The following is a 23,679-nucleotide window of genomic DNA, read 5'->3' on the forward strand; positions in this document are numbered from 1 at the left end:
CAAATTTGCATCATTATTTTTAATTAGTCTAAATAAATGCAAATAAAATATATCCTTTGCGCTTTTGTCATGTCATTTACATTCAATATGGCCTATGCGCAAAGGCGGGATACGATAAAAAAGGATACGGCAAATATTAAGCAGCTGAAAGAAGTAGTGGTTACCGGCACCCGCACGCAGAAAAGCCTGCAACAGGTGCCAATACCAATTACCCGCATCACAGCTGACGAAATAAAGAAAAAGGGCCTGGTACGGCTGAACGAGATTTTGGCCGAGCAAACCGGAATGACCATTTTAGATGACCCGCACGGACAGGGCATACAAATCCAGGGATTTGACCCTGCCTATACCATGATTTTAATAGATGGGCTACCTTTAATTGGCCGCAATACGGGTATACTGGAGCTTTCGAGGATCACCATTAATAATATCGACCGGATTGAGATTGTAAAAGGTCCAACATCTTCCCTGTACGGCAGTGAAGCTATGGCCGGAGTTGTAAATATCATTACTGCCGATCCGGTAAAGGGAATATCGGGCGGGGCGGCAGCCAGGTACGGTACCAACAATACCGCAGATCTTAGCTTAAATTCGGCCTACAAAAATGACCGGTTCTACATTTCGGGCTTTGCCAACCGTTATAGCAGCGGCGGTTATACATTGCAGCCTTCATCAGGACTGCCTACGGTTTCGCCCTTCGCGGGCTATACGTTTAATGGCAAAACATCCTACAAAATAGACGATAGAACAACCATCAAACTTTCTGTAAGGTATTATACCAATGACCAGGACAGCAGGTACCTGGTTGATAACCGTTATGCTGCAGGGACGGGCACCGAAAAAGATTTTAACATAGCACCGGTAATTACCCATCGCTTTACCAATAAGCTACTTTCAACCTTACAACTTTACCGCTCAACCTATAAAACAAAATCGGATGTAAGGTATGAGGATGACCAGTCTGTATACGACCAGACCTATTTTAACCAGGCCTTTAACCGTGCCGAACTGCAAAATGATTATGCTTTAAAGGATAACCTGAAACTAACCGGCGGTGCAGGTGGTCAGTATGAAACGGTTGAGGCTACACGCTACACCAAACTACAATCGTTCACATCCGGCTACGGCTACTTCCAGGCCGACTGGCTGCCGGTAAAAAAACTGGATATTATAGCCGGTGGCAGGTATGATGTGCACAGTGTTTATAAATCGCAGTTAAGCCCCAAACTGGCGGCAAGCTATGCACTTAGTCCAAAATTTACGGTATTAGGGTCGGTTGGTAAAGGTTATAAGGCCCCCGACTTTCGCCAGCTTTATTTAAACTTTACTAATGCCGAGGTTGGCTACAGTGTTTTTGGTTACGAAGAAGCAAGTGCAGGCATAGAGCGCTTACAGCAGGCCGGGCAAATTGAAACCATATTGATAGATCCCGCTACGCTGAAAAGGTTAAATGCCGAAAGTTCCACCGCTTTTAATTTAGGTTACCGGTACAAACCAACAGGCAAACTCTATTGGACAGCCAACCTTTTCCGCAATAACATCACCAACCTCATCGAAACAGCGGCCATAGCTATAAAAACCAATGGTCAATCTGTTTTCTCCTACTTCAACCTCAATAAAGTTTATACGCAGGGTATTGAAACCGACCTGAGCTACCAGCTATTCAAATCGTTACAGGTGGCAGGCGGTTTTCAATACCTGGAAGCATATGACCAGGAGGTGTTGAACCAGATAGCCGCGGGTAAAGTTTTTACCAAAGATCCCGAAACCAATCTTACTAAAGTTATCAAAAGAAGTGATTACGGCGGTCTGCTCGGCCGGTCAAAATACACATACAATATTCGTGTAAACTATCTCCATGAAAGTTCAGGCATCAATGCTTCAGTAAGGGCCATCTATCGTGGCAGGTATGGCTATAAGGATGCGGATGGAAATGGCATTGTAAACCGCAATGATGAATATACAAAAGGATACGTACTGGTTAACGCGTCACTATCCAAGTCCGTACTGAAAGATGCGATCAGGGTACAACTTACGGCGCAAAACCTGCTGAATTACAAAGATGCCCAGGTTGTTCTTAATCTGCCGGGCAGGCTCATCTACGCCGGGATAGCTTATAATTTCAATAAAAAACAACACACAAATTAAATAACCATTCAAACAATAAAACACATGAACAAATTCACAACTTTATCATTGGCATTAAGCAGCGCTATCATTTTACTAACATCATCATGCAGTAAAAACAGCGACGACGCTACTCCGGCAGTAAGTAAACTCAGCACAAAAACAGTTACCGATCTTGACGGCTCAACAACTAACGTTTATTATAGCCTTTCAACCGGTGCGCAAATTACCGGTGCCGATACGGCCACTACCAAATGGGATATCAAATTTAAGGGGACAAGCATATTTATAAACGGCGGCACATCAGGCACCGGAACTACCCAGGCCCAAATAGTAAGCAGCACTTTTGAAACTTTAACTACGGCGCCAACCGCCGATTATAAAACGGATGCAACCGGTGCGCCTGCCATATCAGGATGGTACACCTACACTGCTACCACCGAGCCACAGCATGCTATCCTTACCGTGCCAGGTAAGATTATCGTGATTAAAACATCGGCGGGTAATTATGCCAAGATTGAAATGATAAGTTATTACAAAGGCAACCCAAACACAACAACCGCCGAATTTGCCAACCTGGCCACCAGGCCGGCATCGCGCTATTATACCTTCCGTTTTGCTTACCAGGGCGATGGCACAACCAGTTTACAATAGTTTGCTTTAAAAAAGAAACAAATAAAACACTTCAAATCATCATGAAAAAACAAATATGTTTAACACTTGGCCTGCTGGTTATAACTACAGCGGCCCTGTATGCGCAATCAAAAACAGACCAGGACCGCACGGCCATCCGTTCGCTCGGCGGCTTTTATAAAGTAACCTTTGACTATGCGGAAACTTTTGCGCCCGATACTGCTTACAAAAACCATCCTAAATACCATGCCTCTGGTTATGAGTGGGCTGTGGTTGAGGAAGAATCGCCCAAAAAAATCGTGATCCAGCATATCCTGGTTACCGGTGATACCTCTGTAATCAAGCATTGGCGGGAGGATTGGGTTTATGAAGAAGATAACCTGTTGACATTTGACAAGGACAATACCTGGAAAAAGGTGGGCTTAAAACCAGCCGAAGTAAAAGGCCGCTGGGTACAAAAAGTATTTCAGGTTGATGACAGTCCCCGCTATGAAAGCATAGGCACATGGGTACATGTTGATGGCAGGCATGAGTGGCACAGCGAATGTGATGCCCCCCTACCCCGGCGGGAGTTTACCAAGCGCAGCGATTATAATGTACTCAGGAGGGGAAACAGGATTTACCTGACAGCTAACGGCTGGATGTTTGAACAAGATAATCAAAAAATTATACGTTCGGCCACCGAAGATAAATTACTGGTATGCGAAAAGGGCTACGAAGAATTTACCAAAGCAGATGAAAGTAAATTTAATTATGCCAAAGGCTGGTGGAAAACCCGGAAGTCTTACTGGACATCTGTAAGGCAGGTTTGGGACGAAGTTTATGCGCAGCATGCACAGGTAAAACTAAAAGGAAAAACAGATGGAAAGCTGCTATACGAAAGGCTTTTTGACCTGGCCGATCGGTCTGCAAAAGAAAAATGGGATACCGCCAAAAATAAATCGGAAATCAATAAGGTTATCGAAAATTACCTGGCAATCATTTAACAAACAAAGTCCTGTGCTTACCGCCACGTTTATCCGGAAAAATGCGGTAAGGCAGGCACCAATTTTTCAATTTCGGCAGCATAAATATCAGCTATTGCTTACAAAAAAAGGCAGGCATCGGGGGCTTCATGACTAAGCCCCCGATAGCATGCACCAATATTTAACCGGCAACTTTATCCCACCATTTTAAAGGGAATTTAATTTCATCTACCGAACTTGCTACCATATCCGGCTTAAATGCATAATGCGCAAGCCTGTCTTTGGTTGATATACCCGACAAAACCAGGATGGTTTTGTAACCCATTTGTACGCCTCCCTGTATATCCGTTTCCATAGTATCACCTATCACAGTAGTTTCGGCTGTTTCCAACCCCAGGAATTTACGGGCCGACCGCATCATTACCGGGCTTGGTTTGCCAGTAACAAAAGCCTTTCGGCCTGTGGCCTCTTCAATCATCGCCGTAGTTGCAGCAATGCCCAAATTGTTCCACCCCGGTTTTTTAGGAGAAGGATCACGGTTTGTGGTGATAAATTTGGCACCTGCCAAAATCATATCTACCGCGCGCTGAACCATTTCCAGCGTAAAATTGCGGCCCTCGCCCAAAACAACAAATTCCGGATCGGTATTTACCAGCGTAATGCCATTTTCATGCAAGCTGGTCAGTAAACCTCCTTCGCCTAAAACATAGGCAGTGCCGTTGGGGCTCTGATCGCCCAAAAACTTTCCGGTAGCCATAGCACTCGTATAAACATGCTTGTCCTGAACCTCAATTCCCAAACCTTTCAATTTACGTACAACTTCCAGGCTTGTTCGCTGGCTGTTATTGGTCATAAATGCAAAAGGTATATCGCTGTCAATTAAATATTTGATAAATTTATCCGCCCCGTATATCAGTTCCTCGCCGCTATAGATAACACCATCCATATCGATTAAAAGTCCTTGTTTCATAGTATGTCTTTTAAGTTATAAGTTGTAAGAAGACTGGCCTCTACATATTCAAATATACGATATTAATAACAAAATGAATATTTTATTAAAAATACCATAACAATTTTATTTATTTATTAACAATTTATCAATACACGCAAGCTTAGAAAAGCATTCCAAACATATTAAGCTCGCAACTCAGAAAATCTTTTAATGTTGCTTAATTACATGCCAGGCTTGTTTTTCCGGGCCTAACAATTAGTTTTATTCTTCCAGGCAAAACATGATGTCGGTACGTAAAACATACTTTATACCATTAATCACCGGCCTTCCTTCGTGTTCTAAATTGTGTAAGAAAACAAGCGCCAACCCCTTTTTCGGTTGAATAGTGAGGCTACCGAAATTCGTCTCGCCTCCTTCATAATTTTCATTTAAATAAATCATAAAGGTGTAGTAGCTTGCTTCGCCATTATTTCTGATATAACTTTGGTCTCTGTGGCGTTTAAATTCCTGACCGGGCTGGTACTTATAAAATCTGAAAAGTTCATTTAGTCCGACAGCTTTGCTATACCCAATTTGGTTAGGTGCAAATGGCTTTAGTTGTTGCCACAGTATGCCGGCAAGTTCATCGTCTTTATAAATAACCCTGTTGTTATTACGAACCGTTGTAACAACTTTTTGTCCGCCCCCTGTTTCAATGGTTGCAGGCTCATAACCAACAGCCTCACTTTTTAAAATAAAGTCGTCACACGTTTCCGGCGTCCAAAAATCTTCAATTATGAAAATATCACTTGTCAGAACATGGAGTTGCATCATGTGTAGGTTTAATTTCAGCTTACCCTTTAAGGTTTATGGCGGCCTTTTCGATATTCAAATATAGCATAAAAGTTTATCGGAACTTTATGATTTAGCCCCAGCCTTGCTGTGCAAATGGCGGATCAAAATTGAGGGCTTTAAATTAGTTTAAAAAGAAATCGCCTGCAGGGCCAGTATTTTTTGGGTATTAGGATTAGTTAAATACGAACAACGGCAATTGCATAGGCTGCTGAATTATGCTTACCATCACCAAGGTAAATAGCATTGCCGTTTTTCCAATATTTCGCAACATCGCAATGACCATTATTTTCTTCACCCGCTATATAAACGATGTTGCCTGAAACCGCAATTGCTTCAGCATATCCGTTAAACTTGCGCGTATCCGAACTAAGGATTATTTCTTTTCCGTTTTTCCAATAGGCAGGCACCAGGTTGTAGTCAGTTCCTTTTTCAGCTCCTGTTACATATACATCGTTGCTTACTACTGCAATAGCACGTGAACATGCACCTCTTCCTTCTATGTCACTAAGGTTGATCTCTTTTCCATTTTTCCAATACTTAACCATAAAGCTGAACTTCCCCATCTGTTGTCCTGCTACATAAACATCATTGCCCACTACAGCAATACCGCTTGCAGTTGCTTCCTTGTCGGCTGGGGCAAGCAAAACAGCTTTACCGTTTCTCCAATATTTAGCAACGGAGGAGCGTAAATTGTGCATGTCTTGTTCAAAACCCGCTACATACACATCGTTACCCGAAACAGCAATTGCTGTTGTTGGCTCATAGTGGTTTTCATCGCTCAGACGAATTGGTATTCCATTTTTCCAGTACATCGCAATGTACAATCCGTTTTTACCAGTTTCATATCCTGATACATAAACATCTTTACCAACAACAGCTATTCCTGTAGCTGAAGCTTTATTATTTCCATCAGTCAGACTTACCGCTATGCGATTCTTCCAATAGGTGGCTACACTGTGTCCTACGTTATATACTGCACCCGATACATAAACATCACTCCCGACAACAACTATACCGGTCGCTTTCCCTTGATGGTTCCCCTCTGTAAGATATACTGGCTTTCCATTTTTCCAATAGGTAGCAATAAAATTGTATTTATCATTATTTGAGTAGCCCGCCACATAAACATCAGTTTTTTCGGAAATACCAACTGTTACAGGTAAGGCAGTTGCATCTGCCGCGAAAGAATTACCGTTTGATTTCACCGTTAGGGTTAATATAACAAACAAGTAGAATATGCTTTTTTTTAAAAAAATCATTTTTAAAGTATTTTTACCAGATTGTTGGTTTATAATCTTTGAGCAATATTCTAAATAGTGATTAATCACCATTTAGTACGCCAATTATTGTATCCATTATGCGAAGATGACGTATTAGTCTGCTTGATCCAAAAATACGTAACAAAACCTCATAATTATAAATTATCGATGAAATGCATGACTTGAATAATAATAAAAAAAAGAAATGGATGTGTTTAAAACAAATGTAGCCAGATACATTGTATCCAGCTACATTCTGTGATCCCGCTGGGATAATTTTTGATCCTTTTGCGAGTCAGTTATATGCTATTAGGTGCTTTAAAAGCACTTTTTTTCATTTGAAATCAAAACAGGGCACCATATGGGGCACCAATTATTTTGACATGATTTATTACAATTTAAGAACGTTCGGTTATCCCGAGTACAAATATACAAATAACATCAGGCACTATAAAAAAAATTATCTGCTAATCGCTGTTGAGGAAGGCGGCAAAGTGCCGAATACCGCTGCATTCAAATTATTTACAGTTAAGCTTTAAAGGGACAATTTCGAAATCGCCGATTATTAGGTTATTTTTATTCTTTATAGATGCTGAACTTAAGGCCATTAACGCCTACGTGCAAAAATGACCAAATACCAGATTAGGTCATTGGTTTCGCGCCTTTTATCATATGCCGGACGACTTAGCAAGCGCCAATGGTTTACTTAATGAAAATCTGGGTTATTGATAAAAGAGTTAACGATGATGATAGAAAGCCCTTTTTGTTGTAAATTCAGCGTCTAAATCTTTCCGATTTGAATTTATTATCAAAAAAATCACTTCTGATCCGTTGCGGGTACCGCTTGTCTGGTAAATCATGGCGGGGTATTGGGCCATTTAAAAGTTCTATATTCGTTTTTAAATGGAGTCTGAAGTAGAAAATAAAACTGTTATTCCCTTCCTGCGCTGGACAGGTTCTAAGCGATGGTTTACAAAAAGCCATATCGAAGATTTTTTGCCGGCCGAATTTGGCAACTATCATGAGCCTTTTTTAGGTGCAGGAGCAGTATTTTTTCATTTGATGAATAAAGTTCCAAGCGGGAAACAATTCTTTCTTTCTGACTCCAACGAAGATCTGACTAATGCTTATCTGCAGTTACGAGATAACCCAAATGAGGTGATTCACAGTCTGAAATCGTTTAAAAATACTAAAGAAGATTATTACCATATCAGAAGTTTGAGCCTTGGTTGTGCACAGGAACGTGCAGCGCGTTTCATCTATCTGAACCGAACTTCTTTTAACGGTATATATAGAGTGAACAGTAATGGCCTGTACAATGTACCATATGGTAATCGCGCAAAAGTAGACTTCGTAACGGAACGATTGTTACAGGATGTCAGTGATCGTCTGCAAGGTGTGCACCTTCAGGCACAAGGCTTCGAATGTTGCATTCAGGACGTGAAAGCGGGGGACCTGGTTTTCTTGGATCCCCCCTATACAGTCGCACATGAAAACAATGGTTTTATTGAATATAATCAACATCTCTTCGCCTGGGAGGATCAGGAAAGACTAAGGCGTTTGATTGAAAACCTGATGGATTTGGGCGCATACTTTATTTTAACTAATGCCAGCCATACGTCAATAGCCGAACTTTATAAAAATATCGGCACGATGAAAAAATTGTCACGGAACAGCCAGGTCGGCGGCAGGAACAAGACCAGGCGCATGTATAATGAATTAGTCATCTCAAATATCTGTAGGTAATATGGCAATGAAGAAACTTAAAATAGCTGTAATTAGCGATCTGCATTGCCACCCGGAAGAAAAGGAGTACGCGAAAAATAATACGCTTTTATTCAGTGATAAATTACGACTGCCCACCAACGAGCACCCGGTAGAGAATTTGCTGGATATCATTGAAGATGAAAAGATTAAAGTAGATTTGGTATTAAGCCCTGGCGACTTTACTCATCAGTCGCATAAGCAAGGTTTTTTTTCAGGATGGTCTTATGTAAACGAGATCGCCCGTGCCTTAAAGGCCGACGAGGTAATAGCCACTATTGGCAATCATGATATTGACTCGCGGCATACCTATTCTAACTATAGTTTTGATATACCGAAGAAAATAAGCCAAGATTTTCCGCTTGATAAGACAAGGCTTGCACAATTTTGGGATACTGGTTTTGCATTCATCGAAGAACCGGATTTTCAAATCCTCGTAGTCAACAGCACCCATTTTCATACTCATTCTGACAAGGACAATCCGATCGACAACCCGGTTGTTAAAGGCAAAATGGACACGGCGCAGATTGAACAAATAGAGAAGTACCTGAAGGAGCACAACGATCCGAAAAAAATCAAAATCGCACTGGTACATCATCATCCGATCAAACATGCCCGACAACAGTTAGGCGAGTACGATTTCATCGAGAACGGTGAAAGTTTTTTAAATGTTTTGGGAACATACCGCTACGACCTATTGATCCACGGGCATAAACATGATCCATGGCTGAGATACAATATTACAGAAAACGGATTTGAGATACCAATACTCTCGTCAGGTAGTTTTTCAGCAACAAACCAGATTTCCTGGATCAACAAGTTTAACTATTTCCACTTGATTGAAATTACTAAGGATGAAGACACACCCGCCACTGGTATGTTGGAAACCCTTACCTTCAAAAATAGAATCGGATGGAAAAAAGACCGTGAGGATGGCTTTTACCCTTATGCGGGGTTTGGATATTTAGATAATCTAAAATTAATCGTAGAAAAGATAAAAACAAAGCTGGAAGCGTCAGCTACCGGCATGCTTAAATGGGACGCCGTCGTGGAAGATATTCCGGAAATTCGCTACCTCACACCCGATAAAATGGACGAACTGGAGGCACAATTGTTGGCAGAACAAATATTATTAACATCGAAGATCGGCGTAAAACCGAAGCACGTATATTATGAAAGAGATTGACAATTTCTACAATACTTACAATGCGCGGCATTTAAAGCCATCCGAGGTTGCCGAGAGCTTTATCTTTTCAAACAGTTTTGAAAAGCTGATCCAGAATGACCATTCCGTAATATTGGGTGCACGGGGGTGTGGTAAAACCACGTTGATGAAGATGTTGACGCTGCCCGCTCTTTACCATTGGGACCATGAGAGGGCTGCTGATATCCGTACGGGTCTGCCTTTTCATGCAGTTTATATTTCGACAGACATTTACTGGGATGTTAAAAACCAAACATACAGCTCGGAACTGGAATCGTTCGGTAATTTTTCCGAACGAATATCACAGTTCTCGGTGACAAGTAATGTATTTTCATCACTCTGCGACACTTTCAAAAACATTTTGGAAATCGATATTCGTTGTGATGACGAGGCAAAGGAACTAGAATTATGCAAAGTTTTAATCAAGGCTTGGAAGTTGAACGCTACGGTTCCGAAGATTGAATATGTTAAAGAAGCATTAAATGAAAGAGTTGATTTTGTAAACCAGTTCATCCAGGATGTAATCTTTAACCATAAGAAAAATCAAGAAGTTATTACGCCCGATTTTTTCAATCTGTCGTTCGAAACTTCGTTGGAATATGTAATACCAATCTTTGAGAGGATATATGGTTTGCAAAACAAAAGGCAATGGGCTTTATGTTTTGATGAACTTGAATTCGCGCCATTATGGCTTCAGGAAAAATTATTTAGGTCATTGCGTAGCAGGACCCAATACATCCTTTATAAACTAAGTTCTAGTCCAATACTTCCTTTAGCACTAGCGAGATCGTTATCAGACGAATATAGCGCGACAATCGGAAACGATGTGTCCCTCATTAAAATGTGGGGTTCGTCGGAAGCGGACAACTTTTCTAAAAAAATAATAGAATCTTATTTAGCCAGAAAACTTAACATTCGCGATGTCAAAACCTATTTCGGTTCAAACGAGATCTATAATAAAAGCCCGGATAGCTATAACGAAGGCAGCGAATTTTATAAGGAGATGATCGAGCTTTTAAAGAAAGACGATGCTTTTAGAGAGTTTATGGTAGATAAGAATGTGGACGTTAGCAGACCGATTCCAGTCGATAATCAAAAAGACGTCTTATTCAGGAAGATTAAGCCAGTTGTTGCTTTCAGGAATTACTATTTGTCTGAAAATAGAAAAGTGGATGGCAACAAGTTTAAAACTGGCTATCGAAGTAGGAAAACGGGTGAGCTTTATTCGGGAATAGAAGTGCTGACAAAAATCTGTGACGGTAATCCACGTTGGTTAATAGCAATTGTGACTTCAATTTTATCAAAAGCTGCCACCCGGGGAATGTCTGAAAAATTGCAATATGATGAGATTATAAGTGCAGCCAAACGCTTTCAAAATGTAATTGCAAATATCCCAACAGGCGCAACAATTTCCACGCCTTTAACGGAAATCATTGAAAGGGTTGGTCAGTTTTTTAAATATCAAGTCCTGGGGCCGAATTTTAACCTTGATCCGAAAGGCACATTTGTGGTCGACGAAAATCATCACCAGGTGTCAGGTGAGATTATAAATCTATTAGAAAAAGGTGTAGCGCAAGGTGCACTTATCCTGGTAGACAGCGACGGTCAGTCGTTTGATTTCGAACTACGGGGGAAACGAATAAAATTGTCGTATTTATTTGCTCCATTATATGATATCCCTCTAAGGAAATACACGGATATAAAATTGAGCGAATGTTTGCGCGGATTACAGATTGAACGGGCAGGACAAACTTCATTATTTTAAGATTATGAAACTGGAATACGGACGACAAATTCAATTAAGCGAAGTACAAAATAAGACCATTCATTTGTTCTTATTTGCCTGCAATCATGAAAAGAGGATTTTATGTGCCTATAACAAAATTCAAGACAGTAACACAGTTATCAAATCAATTGGATTTTCTTACAAACCGTTAACGAAGAAAAAGAAAGGTACAATTGAGCTAATTCATCTTAAAAGTCATGTAGAAATTTACGACATTCTCGATTTAGAATTTGCTAAATATGGTAATGAAGAGATTAATATAGTTGTCGATTATTCCTGTATGACTAAATCTTGGTATTATTCAATAATTCTGTACCTAACCAAAAGAGATCTTGCGATATCAAAAGTGAATGCATTATTTTTTTATACACCCTCTAAATATTCTGCACCTCAGAAGCCGAAGCACAATACAGAAATAGCCCCATTGCCGGGAAAATATGTTGTGCCGACAAATAAGCCCAAAGCTTTAATTGTCTGTTTAGGCTACGAACAGAATAAGGCGGAAGGAATAATTGATCACTTAGATCCAAAGATCTGTTATGTTTTTTACACAGAGCCTGCCCTGGATTCCAAATTTGTTTCTACGGTCAAGGCAAATAACAAAAATATATTAGATCATTATACCAATATTATTACTTATCCATTCGACGATCTGCTTTACTTGGAGCGGCAGTTAACCTCGTTATACTACTTGCTTAGAGAAGATTACAGTATTATTGTCGCGCCTCTTGGTCCGAAACCATTTACATTTATCTCTATGTTACTATCAGTCAAATTCCCTGATATAGATATTTGGCGGGTCGGGTCGGGATCCGATATTAATGAGTATAAAAGGGTGCCGATTGATGATAATACATTCGTGATCAACGAAGTGATATTTACATCGACATCACAAGACAAACCGAAAAGACAAGTAATCGCGGTGTCCGAATAAATTCCATTCTTTTCTCTCAACTCAAAAGTCTAGCACCGCGTCAACCGCCACGTCCGCCTTTTTAAAGGAAAAGTCAGATTAGTATAGCATGGTCGTTAATATGCTTTCGTGCCGGTACATTTCTGTATTGCATTTGGATTAATTTCTTTTCCACCGCCCTTTGAGCAAATGAATGACGGGCATTTTATAGAGGAACATTTTGGTACCGCCGATCATAATATGGGATTATGTGTATTGATATAATTTCAAACCGGGTTTCCACGTCATTTAACAGTTTTTAGGGTTAGTTAAACCCTCACTTTCCCGATTCGCTGCCATCACTTTTTAACCAGGTAGCAGATGGCGGCGATTACGATCAGGCAGACCACTACTATAGCGATCAGGGCGAAAGAAGTTTCAGACATGGCTTTGTTATTATGGTTTTTTGTTAAACTAATTTTCAGGTTAAGCAGGGCGGTCAGCATGCCGACTGCCACAGTGATAAAAGGCAATAATTTTAATATGGTCTCCATACGTTATATATTATGTTAGTTAATGATTAGGGCTTCCTGAACATTATAGCACAGTGTTGGCGCGGTGTCAAGTACTTCACCCCCGCGGAAAGACGGGTTTTAAATTGCGCATATAGTACTCAAGCGGCGCCGGAAGTTTCATTAAGCGGCGAAAAAATTTATACCGCCCATCATTAAGATAAATTATGGTATCCCCGTCGTGAAAAAACGGGCTAAAATGGAGGCAAAAAGTTAATTTTGAAGGGTAATTCACAGGAAATTTTGCCTTTATTAAAAAATAATTCTTCTGACAATCAGTGTTTTGTGTTTATTTTTCACTGATCTATGATTTTTTTTATTTTTCAGCCGGCTTTGACTGAATCGCGGTTCTTGATTTCTTTGCGCACTTTTGAGGAATGAGTTTAAGTTTAGAAGACACACTTCGGTTATGCAATGGCGAGCGCAATCACCACGGGCTGACACTTGCCCGGAGCTATGAGGGATTCAAAGCATGGTTTGCGGCCTTTGAAAACGGCAGCAATGAGTTTGACCAGCATCTCGCTTACATGCGCGAACTTGAGATTCCGAAAGAGGAAGCTTTCTTTATTTTAGCTTATACCGGTACACACTCCAGCTGGATCAACAGCGAACTTCGGAACGGTGAGGAACTATCAAGCCGCTGCAAGCAAGCATTCGCGGAATCTTTAGATCAGGTGCTTCGTAAGCTTACCTCATTCAATAATCAAATCGTCTACCGGATGGATATCCCACCTGACGATGACGATGAGACTAGAAGCTGGTTTGATCAACATGTAGGCGCAAAGTTCGAAGTTCCTTATTATCTTTCAACAGCGCAGGAGGATTACCATAATACGCCCGTCGTCTGGAAAATCCGGACACTGGCTGCCGATAGCTTTGGCAAGGATATTTCCAAACTTACGAATAACGAGTTTGAGCGGGAGGTGCTTTTCCGACGGCACGCTAAATTTGAAATATTGGGAATTGAGCAAGGAACCGGGTATGTGAGCTTACTGGAACTGAGGAAGGACGCCGCAACCGATTTTCCCCTGGTTGGTATCTATAACCGCAACTATTAGGAACGACGGCAATTTGAATGCCCATTAAATTTGATTATGAAAAAAACGATCTTTTATTCCTGGCAGTCTGATCTGGCCAATAATACTAACCGGGGGTTTATTGAGGACAGCCTTGAAAAAGCGATCAAAGGGATAAGCCGCCAGGAAGTACATCTCGAAGTGGCGATCGACCGTGATACGCAGCATAGCAGCGGGACCCCTGATATTGTCAATACGCTTTTTGAAAAGATCGACAAATGCCAAGTTTTTGTTGCGGACGTTAGCCTGATTAATACGGAAGGCAAGCGCACACCTAATCCGAATGTGCTTTTGGAACTTGGTTACGCAGCCAAATGCGTTGGCTGGGAGAATATCATCTGTGTTTATAATACGGGATATGGTCAACCTGAAGAATTGCCATTTGATTTGCGTTTCCGCCGGCCGCTGCAATACCAGGTTAGTAAAACGGGGCCGAAAGCCGCTGAGCGTAACCATCTGGCAGCCGCGCTTCAAACATCACTTCAGGCGGTTTTGGATAAACAGCACAGCAAAGATGTCATCTATGAGAACATCAAACTACAGGTCGATCAGCATTTGATGGCAATCGCTAATCTGGGGTATAAACTATTTTACGGCTATAAGGGTTTTATCACGCCGCGTGACCTTTTCACTTTAGTTGATCTTACAGAACAAGAATTATCAGAACTATTGAGTGCCGGTGACTTTATGGGCTTCCAATTATTCAAAAACACCGAAAGTTTACAGGATAGCTTTCAGGCCATCGTTAATAACCCGATCTTTGCCAAGCATATTGATGATGATAAAGTTGCCGCACTTATCAAATTGGGCAACGCACTTTACTTGTTGAATGAGAACATTGCGAACCGCCGGGAACTGTTCCGGAAAACTGAAAAAAAGGTTAGCGGGTTCCGGACGATTGCAGGCACGGCTATAGAAGCGGGTAATAAACCGGGCAAATTTCTTTTGCTGAAAACGATCGATCAGGAGAAAGGTGTAGTGATGGATAGCGGGGATTTCGCCAGATACCGGCAAGCAGATCTCCTAACCTTTTTCAAGGTTGCCGAGGTCCAAGTATTTGTGCTTGTGCGGTTGTTAAAAGAAGTGTTTTCAGCTGTTGGCGCTGTAATTGACCAATGGGGCGGCTCGATCGTGCTGGACCCCGCTCGGATCTAAAAGGCGCTTAAATTTCCGGTAGACCGTATTTGCGGTAATACGAATTCAGGCACCACTTTTTACAGGCTTCATAACTTTCTTTTTCTGCGGCAAGCTCCGGATATTTGGCCATCGTTTTTTCTGCGAATTCCCAGGCGAGTTCCTCCCTGGCGACCTTGTTATCTCCGGGACTTATTTTCGGTGACCGAAAATGGCCGAACTCATGAAACAGAATCCATAGCACGTTTAGCGGCACTTTCACATTTTTGAGGCTGATGCGTATATGCTCAGGGTTATCGTCGTAGGCTTCAAAATTAGAAAACTCGACATCATAACGTGCAGAGATATTCACGCCTTCCGCCTGCAGATCATCCAATATGCGCGTGACTAATGCGCGATATGGTTCCAGATTGCCTTGGGCGCAAAACTCGTCGATCTTTTGTTCACGTGGCGTTTTAAGTGGCATATGCAGTGCTATAAAGCCAGGTCCAGATCTTGTTCGCTATCCGGAATGTTATTGCTGTCCCGCATCATCACGATTGACAACGTATCGTCATGGACACTGGCGTAAATATATAATCCTTCTTTCAGATAAATAACGCTTGCGGCATAGTGGCGTAATGCGTCGACCAGTTTTTGCTTTTCTGCAAGCATAACGCCGAACGGGGTCATGGCAGTCAGGATGCAACCGGTTTCAGCACTGGTTTCCGGATTGTTCAATAAGTGTTCTCATGGCTAAGGTATTAATTAAGGATTATCGACCGAACGATCTTTGTATGCTTTTAGAATTTCATTTTCGTTAAATAAAAAGCTGTCATTAAGAAAATCGAAGCTGATACTACCCATGTTTTATTTTTTTTTCAAATATAATATTGATTTCCACAACGTTTTGGCAAATGGCACCCATTATTAATAGTCGGATAAGCTATGATAAAATAGCTTATCATATTTTTTTATGTATATATTTTTCATGCAACGTTAAAGTATCTTTACTAACAATATAATAGTACATGGAAGCCCTATTAAATAAATTAGAAAATCATACAAAGGAAATCAGGGATATTATGCTTTCAGCGCAGTCCTCATTTAAGATTGTAGAGTATTTATATTTGGATAAAACGCCTTTAGAACTTGCGGTAATTACACAAAATCAGTTCTTAAAATATACGCGTGAAATACATTGGCGCATGTATGTGACTGAACTTTCCAAACTTTTGGCAAACCGACCGGGAGACTTTTACAACCTTCACAAATTCATTGAAAAGTTCATGCCTGGATTCGAATACCATTCAGTTAAATCAATTAATCCTAAAACACTTATCATTTGGGAAAACCAATTGATATCTGGAAAAGATAAGATTGAAAATTTATTACTACAACGGGATAAACTTTTTAGCCACACAGATAAAAGTAGGGCTGGTGTAAAAAATAGTTTGTCAATAAAGGATGCAAGGGAATTAATTGAAATAGTCCAGCGGGTCGTTTACGCTATATACGATTCCGTATTTGTCACCCATATGTCCTTTGATCCTATTGGTGAACCATTAGATGGCTTGAAGCATATTATAGCATCTATGGTTCAACAAAAAAAAGACCTGATAAATTCTTACATCACTCACAGTAAAGAAGTAGGAATAGACCCTGCGGATGTTGGTTTACCCTCAGACCATCTTACCTGAAGTATCAATTGTTACTATTCTATTTCTACATTATGTTTAAACTTGTCACAGTAACATAAATAGGCGATATAAGCAAGTTGGGAATAAAAATCTAATAATTCATTAAATGATTTAGGGGATAGAAAGATCCTCTTTTTATACGTGTCAAAATCGTAATAGAATAAGTTGTTTGGGAGGTGACCTAAATCTTGAATTTTGCTATAAGCCTGATTTCCCTCCTTTATCATTAAGTTATATTGATCAAATTCTTTTTCTACTTCTTCCATTGTGGGATTAGCGTGAGTTATACAATTACGAAAAATCCGCAGGTTATGAATAATTAAAATCGTAGGTGTTTTATCTATCTTCTTTTGATCTAATAGCTTTAATTCGTTCTTAAAATAATCGTAAAACTCATTTATGATTTGAAAACTTGTACCTTTCTTTTCAAAAGAACATAATTTTTTTAGTAGCATGACAAGATTTTCAAACAACGATATGCTTAAATTGCAATAAACCTGCGAGAGAACATCTGGAATAATTTCTGCTTTGTTTTGCTCAGTTATATCCAATGAGCATTGCGAATTCTTCTTCATACTCCATGGGATAGTATCTTGCGATGTTCCAAGAAGTTTATTAAAGAACGCTACCTGCTGCTTATCCGTTTGAATTGCAACGTTCAAAGGATCTGTAAATATAAAATTCGAAATACTCCTGGAAATATTCTCTCCCCAATTCTCATCTATCATTTTGGTCGCTTGTTGAATTAGAAGTGCTTTAAAAAAATACTTCTTTAATAGTTCTGTTGGGTCGATAGATAGGTTCATTTAATGTTAAAATGATTTAATAAATTTCTTCACGAATGCGAAATGCAGTCACTGATTCCCGGTCAATTAAAAACTCCAAAAACGTCAGAAAATAGTCTTTTAACTCCGGTTTTGATAAAACGTAAGGTAAATGATCGTTGTACAGCTGTTTAACAAACCTTTCCAAATCCTCATGGCTCTGATATATTAATCCATTATTAAATTTCTGCGAACCGGTTAAGAGCCACTCAAGACATTCCGGTTGGAATGTTGTGCCTATACCGCTTAAAAATTTAAAAACTTTACTTCCAATATTGGCATCATCAAAGTAACCGGAAGTTATAAGTGATTTGTAAATATTTCTGACTGTTTCCTGATTGGGAACTTTATATCTGATATCAAGAGGAGCGGGCATATCACCGAAAAATAAAGCGGAGGCAAGGCCATTATATGCTTGATTTTCAAGAAAGTACCTCACTAGCCTAACAATCCTTTGCCAAAGCTCAATTGGATACTTTTTATCATGACCCGAAAGGGTCATGTTGTTTATGTTTTTGAAAGCGTACTCTGGATCTGCCGGTAATTTCTCAAGAACAAATTCAAGCATCGGTTTAGCAAGATCGCTTTTACTGGATAAAAAATCGCCTATATAAATACCGAAGTTCTTTTTTTTAGTGGTAAAAGTAGTTCCGTGCCTTTTTACCACAATAAAATGATCATACATTTTTTTGATCACATCCAAATGACTTTCAGACAAATTAGGAAATGGGATCATAATTAAGCCTTGCTGTAACCGGTCATAGTGCCCTCTGGACTCATGCTCATTTTTGGGATCGAAGGAAAGTTCTCCTGAAGTTAATTCTTTAACAAGTTTGTTAAAGTTAGCTTCCTGCAATGGATCTTCGCTGCGCAAAAGCCGGGAAAGTTGTTGATGGGTGTCAGCCTTATCGTATAAGTTGATTGATATTTTAGCTAATTCTGCGCAAAATACTGAATTACATTGCCATCCATTTTTTTGAATTCCAACTACAAAATCGCCAATATAATGGGTGTCAATAAACAAGAGAACTTCAATTAATTTGTTTCGTATAGATGATATATTTTCAATATCATCAAACTTTGGATGCAATACGAATGGAAATATTTGAAGTAACGGACGTTCCATTAAATCAAGAACACTCCAATGTCCGTTACGAAATCCGGTGCATATTTCACTTAGTTTTTGGAGCATTTTTTTGGTTACAAAGCTAAATTCTTCGGAATTTAGATCTAAAAGGTGATCTCGTATACCTAAAGCGGCTACTAATGCTTGCGGTTGCATTATACGAGTTAGCATCCCTGATGACGTTAGCTGGCAATTGGCATAATGACTACGCCATTCCTCTAAAGTTGTCACTTTTTCTTCCTTAAATGCATTCGTAGCCCACATGTAGGACGCTGATAATTTGCGCTCGTTTTCATCATTTACAGTCGATGCTGCAATTTTTTGCAAATTTTTAGGTAAAGGCTTGGGGTTAAGTAATAACGCTGTTTCTGTCTCGACAACCTCCCGTTCACGCTTATCCATCCGATGAAAACGAAATTGCCAATTAGAATTTTTAGTTTCGGGCAATTTTTTTAAATCATCAATGATTGAATTAAGTTCATTCATACCATAAACTTGCAGTGTTAAAACCATCTGTTCAAAATCACCTTGACGAAATGGATAACCATTGCTTTTCTTTCTTTCATTAGCAAAATAGGGGTTGTTCGGTGTTACACCTATGCTTGCTTGGAACATATCTTCTGTTTTTCTATTGAAATCAAGTTCATAAAATTCCCTGACTTTTAAAAAGCTGAGAACCTCTTTACCGACAGCAAATGGATATTTCATTAGAACACTGGCTATAACGGCTGTAATAGAAACACTTTTTGATTTTGTAATCAAGCGAATAGCAACATCCTTTATACTGGTTCCCTGGTCAAGGCTGGATAATAGAAAGTCCTCCAAAGCCATGTGTAACGATTGCATCACCTCGGGTACATTTCCCAGCCCTCTATATAGTGACCATAACTGTGAATTATAAATCTGCGTTACCTTATCACCATTTTCCAATTGGAATGTAAGCTGACCAATATGGCCTTCTTTTGATTCGGATTTATCATAAGCCAATGCCCCATGATTAACAAATCCAATTATAAATTCAATAGCTCTTTCTGGGTGAAATTTTAAAAGATAATGTGTTGGATATCGGTATGCGCTTGGCCCTGACTGAGTATCCCGAAGATCAATCAATCCCCATTCACTATATATGTCCCGAAATCTATTTTCATATGGATCAAATTTTATCTCTTTATCATCCAACCACAATGCATTAAATATCCTTATTACCTGGTCGGGAAAGTGACGATATAGCTGAATACAACTCGTTGTATCGTTACAAATAAATTCTGCCAAATCTTCGAAAAAATCATCGCTTGAATTACTTTCCGCTTCTTTCACAGTGGAATCAATTAAAGAACGTACTTCACCTTCAACCAAATTAGTTAGTCGAAATAAAACTTTATATAAGCCTTTTAAAGTCTCGAAATCTTTCGTTTCCTTTTCGATATCCGCAATATGCCTTAAAGTTGCTTTAGCTATAATCAAAGCATCGCCAGGAAGATCACTATCTACAGGATAACTAAGGCTGGCTTTATCTATTAATCGATAAATCGATAACATCAAGGGGGCATATAAGTCATGACAATCTATATAGGTAAGGATAGAAAGCCAACCTGGGCCGGTTGTCTTAATTATTTGGTTATTCGAATCCGGGGCTGTTTTTATGGTGAAATTGATATGTAGCAATAATATTAACCTTTTCAGCATTGGATAACCATCAGTCAGCAGATGGTCATTGAAGTGTTCTAATAATACGGCACAATTACGGGTATATAAAAACGCCAAAAAAATCTCATCCCTCGTGTATTTGTTTATTTTATCAGATGATAAAATAAGCTTAATGAATTTGATATATTCCTCATCAATAACTTCAAATCTGTTTATGATCCACCATCTTAATCCGCGGCGCAACACGGGAAAGGGTTCAACGGACTTTATAAATGAAATTATATCCTCGTTAATTGATGAGTAAAGCTCATCGAAATAATTGTCGACAATAATATCTTCAAAAACATCGTGGGCAGGTGCATATTGACCTGGTGCAGTTCCTTCAACCAGTAAATTATCGGCGAGTAGTGCTGCTACAATATCTTCTTTATTTTCACTCCGTAATTCGGAAAACTGTTTTTTGCTTTTTGCACGATCAAGTACGATTTGGGAGAAAACAGCTAATCTTTTAGCCGAAACGCCCGGCAGGCTGTCACCCTTTCTTTGGATACCGCGCTCCAGTAAGTGCTTTTTGAAGGTTGCAAGATCGACTGAGCCGCCTTCTGCGTCGGAAATTACACGTATCGCGATATTTAAATAAAAGGGTTTTTTAATAATACTACCCAATTTTGGATTATCGATCAGGGTAACTAAAGAGGGGAATTGCTTTTTTACCTGTGCCAATTCTGAATCCTGAAGGTCGGGAATATTGAGCTCCTGATGTTTCAACCTATCCAATCTGAATTTGAAAGTTAAATCACTCAAAGCAAAAGTTCTACAGGAACTAATGATCTTTACCTTTGAATATTTAGAAACGACACCAATCAATTCAAGAAAAGCACCTTTTTTATCACTTTCATAAAGTTTTTCAAGGCTGTCAATATAAATAACCAAACGCGGGAGAATCAACCATTGGTTGATTAGCGTTTCAAAGTCCACTGGAATTTGAATATCCGCCATGGTTTCTGCCAGCGTATCCCGATCCAAGCTATCTGCTTTAAAAAAAATAAAACCCGTTAACTCCGAATAAAAGTTCTTTGCTAAATCTTTGAAAAGAGCCGATTTTCCAGTCCCAGGCTCGCCAACCAATACAGTTAATTGATTTTCTTCTATTAACTCAATTAACTGATCTACGATACCGGTTCGTTCAATGTGGAACCCATTTATATCTGAGAAAATAGTGTGGTCTAAACTTAATGAACTCTTTTTCAGCAAACTTGCCAGACTATTCGAAATATTACCTGAACCTATTAAGTTAAAAAGCTTTTTTATCTCAGAATCAATGTTACCGGCTGATAGCTTTGCTGCATTGGCGTTGCAAAGTGTTACATAGTTTATTAGTTGATTTACAGCATCAACTCCGGTGATGCCATCACTGAGATAATTCTGCAATGACCAGATTAAAATCTCTTTATCGCGGGAACCTTGTGTCAAATAATCATAACCCTGAATATAGATATGACTTATAAAATCATAAACATCTTTTTCTTTTACAACTTTACCGGCGGCTTTGGAAGTAGCTTCTTTGAAATAATTGAATCTGGTTTCTTTACTTTTATTAAAAACAATTTTGCCTTTAAAATCTTCCAAATCTGAACTGAATCTAAGCCAGTCCAGCATTACCAAAGTATCATTAATATCTATTTTTGAAAGTTGATCAGTAGTGAAAATAAATTTATCCCTTCCCTTAACAAATAGAGCTTTATTTTGATAATCCTCCCAAGTCAGCTTAATCAAATCATTAAACACTTTATTGTTATTTATCTCCAACCCTTTTTTGGATTGTAAAAAATGACTTCCAGCATCATTATTAAGGCGAATAATTAAATCATCAGTTTGCGCTTTTCTTCGTGCCTGAAATTCAAGAGAAATAATTTGTACTGTGCCTTTGAAGGGAACAGGGGTTCCTAATAAAAGTGATGCTAAATAGCCAGTCTGTACCCAATGCTCAAGGTGAAAACCTATGCCGCTATTTGACGTCGGGTTGTGTATAATCTCATCATCCATAAAGAATGTCTTGCAAAAGAGTTCTTAAAAGTCCCTTGAAATGAATTAGTATCTGCATTCAGCAGAAAGACATTCTTGTTGAATATTAACCTAAATACTAAAATTTATCGCCGGTGAAAATTGATAATGAAGATATAAATTTATTATGATAGGATTAAGAAAATGGTATAGCTAAACTATAAAACACTTATATTTTCTTGACATACTATGCTATTACACATATTTGTACCCAAAGTTTATTAATTAATCTTTATTTGGCAGCACCGATCTGGACGGAACGCCATTCCTTTAACGACTGTGAGAAACTGTGATTAAATTTCAGTTGCCTGTTTGAAAGAGATCTTTTGTAGAGTCAAACACTTCTATATTAGCAAATCCGGATCTTTCCAGGACTTTCCGCGCCGCAAAATTTTTCCTATCCACCACTGCAGCAATAACGTTGATATTCTGATTTTTGATGATCTCAAGAACTTCCGGTAAGATTTTGCTCATCAAAGAATCACCTTGATGTTCGCCTTTAATATAAAACTCCACGAAGTACGGGTAAGAAGACAGCTGATAATATTCTCTCACGAGTGTTGGAGACAAAAAATCAATAATTCCTATAATTTTCCCTGTGACTCTAGCTCTGATCATATGAATGAAATTCCTGCCTGAATGGAAATTTAATAACGATAATTTTAGCCACTGCATCGCTTCGTCCTTATTATTCAGCCTTTTTTCCGGAATAAAATGTAACGTTTGTTGATCGGAAAGGATAGCATAAATTTCTTCAGCCAGTACATCAAACCTGTCCAAATCTTCTCCTTTTAAAGGCGATATCTCGAAATCCTCAACTATAAAATTAACTGGCTTAAACATGCATATTAAAAATTGCGCAAATATAGAAACATGAATCTCTTGTAAACGGCAAAAATATTATTGCGCACTTTTACCGAGTTGTTCGGTGATGAGTTGTAAGTCCTCATTCGTATAATATGGTGTGCCTAAAAATTTATAATTACCGTTTTTCTGGCGCGATATATAGCCTTGAAAACAGCCATTTGCTGAAATCATAAAACATGGCCCAGCCTCGCCGGGCATTGATTTTTTGTCTAATTGCAAGCTGGTATTCTGACCAGAAACCAGGCATTGAATATTAATTCTATCCATTTTTTAA

Annotated in this window: 21 protein-coding genes; 11 read left to right on the forward strand and 10 right to left on the reverse strand. The window is 39.2% G+C overall.

The features are described from left to right. The first annotated feature begins 69 nt into the window (after window positions 1-69). Genes AC1RM2_RS04065 through AC1RM2_RS04075 form a run of 3 tightly spaced genes read left to right on the forward strand, consistent with a single transcriptional unit; the run spans window position 70 to window position 3,746 of the window. The gene (locus tag AC1RM2_RS04065; protein ID WP_492983638.1) at window positions 70-2,148 is read left to right on the forward strand and encodes a TonB-dependent receptor plug domain-containing protein; all 2,079 of its coding nucleotides are present in this window, start codon (window positions 70-72) and stop codon (window positions 2,146-2,148) included. A 24-nt stretch (window positions 2,149-2,172) separates the two neighbouring features. Beyond that, complete coding sequence (locus AC1RM2_RS04070) at window positions 2,173-2,781, forward strand: HmuY family protein (protein WP_492983640.1); 609 nt, start codon at window positions 2,173-2,175, stop codon at window positions 2,779-2,781. A gap of 41 nt (window positions 2,782-2,822) precedes the next feature. Continuing rightward, entirely contained in the window at window positions 2,823-3,746 is a 924-nt protein-coding gene (locus tag AC1RM2_RS04075; protein WP_492983642.1) for a DUF6607 family protein, read from the forward strand. 160 nt (window positions 3,747-3,906) lie between these two features. Here the strand turns inward: AC1RM2_RS04075 and AC1RM2_RS04080 are convergent, their stop codons facing one another. The 3 genes from AC1RM2_RS04080 to AC1RM2_RS04090 all read right to left on the reverse strand — a co-directional run bounded on the left by AC1RM2_RS04080 (window position 3,907) and on the right by AC1RM2_RS04090 (window position 6,842). Next, window positions 3,907-4,695 (reverse strand): HAD-IIA family hydrolase, encoded by a 789-nt coding sequence (locus AC1RM2_RS04080; RefSeq protein ID WP_492983644.1) that lies wholly within the window; start codon window positions 4,693-4,695, stop codon window positions 3,907-3,909. Window positions 4,696-4,938: 243 nt separating this feature from the next. After that, window positions 4,939-5,490, reverse strand: a complete 552-nt coding sequence (locus tag AC1RM2_RS04085) for a 2OG-Fe(II) oxygenase (protein WP_492983646.1) — start codon at window positions 5,488-5,490, stop codon at window positions 4,939-4,941. A 197-nt stretch (window positions 5,491-5,687) separates the two neighbouring features. Beyond that, complete coding sequence (locus AC1RM2_RS04090; RefSeq protein ID WP_492983648.1) at window positions 5,688-6,842, reverse strand: hypothetical protein; 1,155 nt, start codon at window positions 6,840-6,842, stop codon at window positions 5,688-5,690. Between the two features lie 266 nt (window positions 6,843-7,108). Between AC1RM2_RS04090 and AC1RM2_RS04095 the strand changes: the two genes are divergently transcribed. The 5 genes from AC1RM2_RS04095 to AC1RM2_RS04115 all read left to right on the forward strand — a co-directional run bounded on the left by AC1RM2_RS04095 (window position 7,109) and on the right by AC1RM2_RS04115 (window position 12,458). Next, window positions 7,109-7,309 carry a hypothetical protein gene (locus AC1RM2_RS04095; RefSeq protein ID WP_492983650.1) on the forward strand — a complete coding sequence of 67 codons (201 nt, stop codon included), beginning with the start codon at window positions 7,109-7,111 and terminating at the stop codon, window positions 7,307-7,309. Window positions 7,310-7,673: 364 nt separating this feature from the next. Further along, entirely contained in the window at window positions 7,674-8,516 is an 843-nt protein-coding gene (locus tag AC1RM2_RS04100; RefSeq protein ID WP_492983652.1) for a DNA adenine methylase, read from the forward strand. A 7-nt stretch (window positions 8,517-8,523) separates the two neighbouring features. Continuing rightward, complete coding sequence (locus AC1RM2_RS04105) at window positions 8,524-9,720, forward strand: metallophosphoesterase family protein (RefSeq protein WP_492983654.1); 1,197 nt, start codon at window positions 8,524-8,526, stop codon at window positions 9,718-9,720. Next, window positions 9,707-11,503, forward strand: a complete 1,797-nt coding sequence (locus AC1RM2_RS04110; RefSeq protein WP_492983656.1) for an ORC-CDC6 family AAA ATPase — start codon at window positions 9,707-9,709, stop codon at window positions 11,501-11,503. The genes AC1RM2_RS04105 and AC1RM2_RS04110 overlap by 14 nt, the downstream gene beginning before the upstream one ends. A gap of 4 nt (window positions 11,504-11,507) precedes the next feature. After that, complete coding sequence (locus AC1RM2_RS04115; protein ID WP_492983658.1) at window positions 11,508-12,458, forward strand: hypothetical protein; 951 nt, start codon at window positions 11,508-11,510, stop codon at window positions 12,456-12,458. A gap of 317 nt (window positions 12,459-12,775) precedes the next feature. Here AC1RM2_RS04115 and AC1RM2_RS04120 read toward each other — a convergent pair whose 3' ends face one another. Next, the gene (locus tag AC1RM2_RS04120; protein ID WP_492983660.1) at window positions 12,776-12,970 is read right to left on the reverse strand and encodes a hypothetical protein; all 195 of its coding nucleotides are present in this window, start codon (window positions 12,968-12,970) and stop codon (window positions 12,776-12,778) included. A gap of 395 nt (window positions 12,971-13,365) precedes the next feature. Here AC1RM2_RS04120 and AC1RM2_RS04125 point away from each other — a divergent pair, with 395 nt between their 5' ends. After that, window positions 13,366-14,046, forward strand: a complete 681-nt coding sequence (locus AC1RM2_RS04125) for an ADP-ribosyltransferase (protein WP_492983662.1) — start codon at window positions 13,366-13,368, stop codon at window positions 14,044-14,046. A gap of 36 nt (window positions 14,047-14,082) precedes the next feature. Then, the gene (locus AC1RM2_RS04130; protein ID WP_492983664.1) at window positions 14,083-15,219 is read left to right on the forward strand and encodes a hypothetical protein; all 1,137 of its coding nucleotides are present in this window, start codon (window positions 14,083-14,085) and stop codon (window positions 15,217-15,219) included. 7 nt (window positions 15,220-15,226) lie between these two features. Here the strand turns inward: AC1RM2_RS04130 and AC1RM2_RS04135 are convergent, their stop codons facing one another. Next, complete coding sequence (locus tag AC1RM2_RS04135; RefSeq protein WP_492983666.1) at window positions 15,227-15,664, reverse strand: hypothetical protein; 438 nt, start codon at window positions 15,662-15,664, stop codon at window positions 15,227-15,229. An 8-nt stretch (window positions 15,665-15,672) separates the two neighbouring features. After that, complete coding sequence (locus AC1RM2_RS04140; RefSeq protein ID WP_492983668.1) at window positions 15,673-15,918, reverse strand: hypothetical protein; 246 nt, start codon at window positions 15,916-15,918, stop codon at window positions 15,673-15,675. Between the two features lie 290 nt (window positions 15,919-16,208). Here AC1RM2_RS04140 and AC1RM2_RS04145 point away from each other — a divergent pair, with 290 nt between their 5' ends. Next, on the forward strand, window positions 16,209-16,877 hold the full coding sequence (locus tag AC1RM2_RS04145; protein WP_492983670.1) for a hypothetical protein: 669 nt from the start codon (window positions 16,209-16,211) through the stop codon (window positions 16,875-16,877). Window positions 16,878-16,891: 14 nt separating this feature from the next. Here the strand turns inward: AC1RM2_RS04145 and AC1RM2_RS04150 are convergent, their stop codons facing one another. From AC1RM2_RS04150 to AC1RM2_RS04165, 4 genes are all read right to left on the reverse strand, one after another. Beyond that, entirely contained in the window at window positions 16,892-17,683 is a 792-nt protein-coding gene (locus AC1RM2_RS04150; RefSeq protein ID WP_492983672.1) for a hypothetical protein, read from the reverse strand. A gap of 16 nt (window positions 17,684-17,699) precedes the next feature. After that, window positions 17,700-22,520, reverse strand: a complete 4,821-nt coding sequence (locus AC1RM2_RS04155) for an AAA family ATPase (RefSeq protein WP_492983674.1) — start codon at window positions 22,518-22,520, stop codon at window positions 17,700-17,702. A gap of 318 nt (window positions 22,521-22,838) precedes the next feature. Then, window positions 22,839-23,381 carry a GNAT family N-acetyltransferase gene (locus tag AC1RM2_RS04160; RefSeq protein ID WP_492983676.1) on the reverse strand — a complete coding sequence of 181 codons (543 nt, stop codon included), beginning with the start codon at window positions 23,379-23,381 and terminating at the stop codon, window positions 22,839-22,841. Between the two features lie 57 nt (window positions 23,382-23,438). Further along, window positions 23,439-23,672: a hypothetical protein gene (locus tag AC1RM2_RS04165; protein WP_492983678.1), complete on the reverse strand. Its 234-nt coding sequence runs from the start codon at window positions 23,670-23,672 to the stop codon at window positions 23,439-23,441. Between the last annotated feature and the right edge of the window lie 7 nt (window positions 23,673-23,679).

The organism is Mucilaginibacter sp. GW822-FHT03E02 (genome assembly GCF_058801545.1).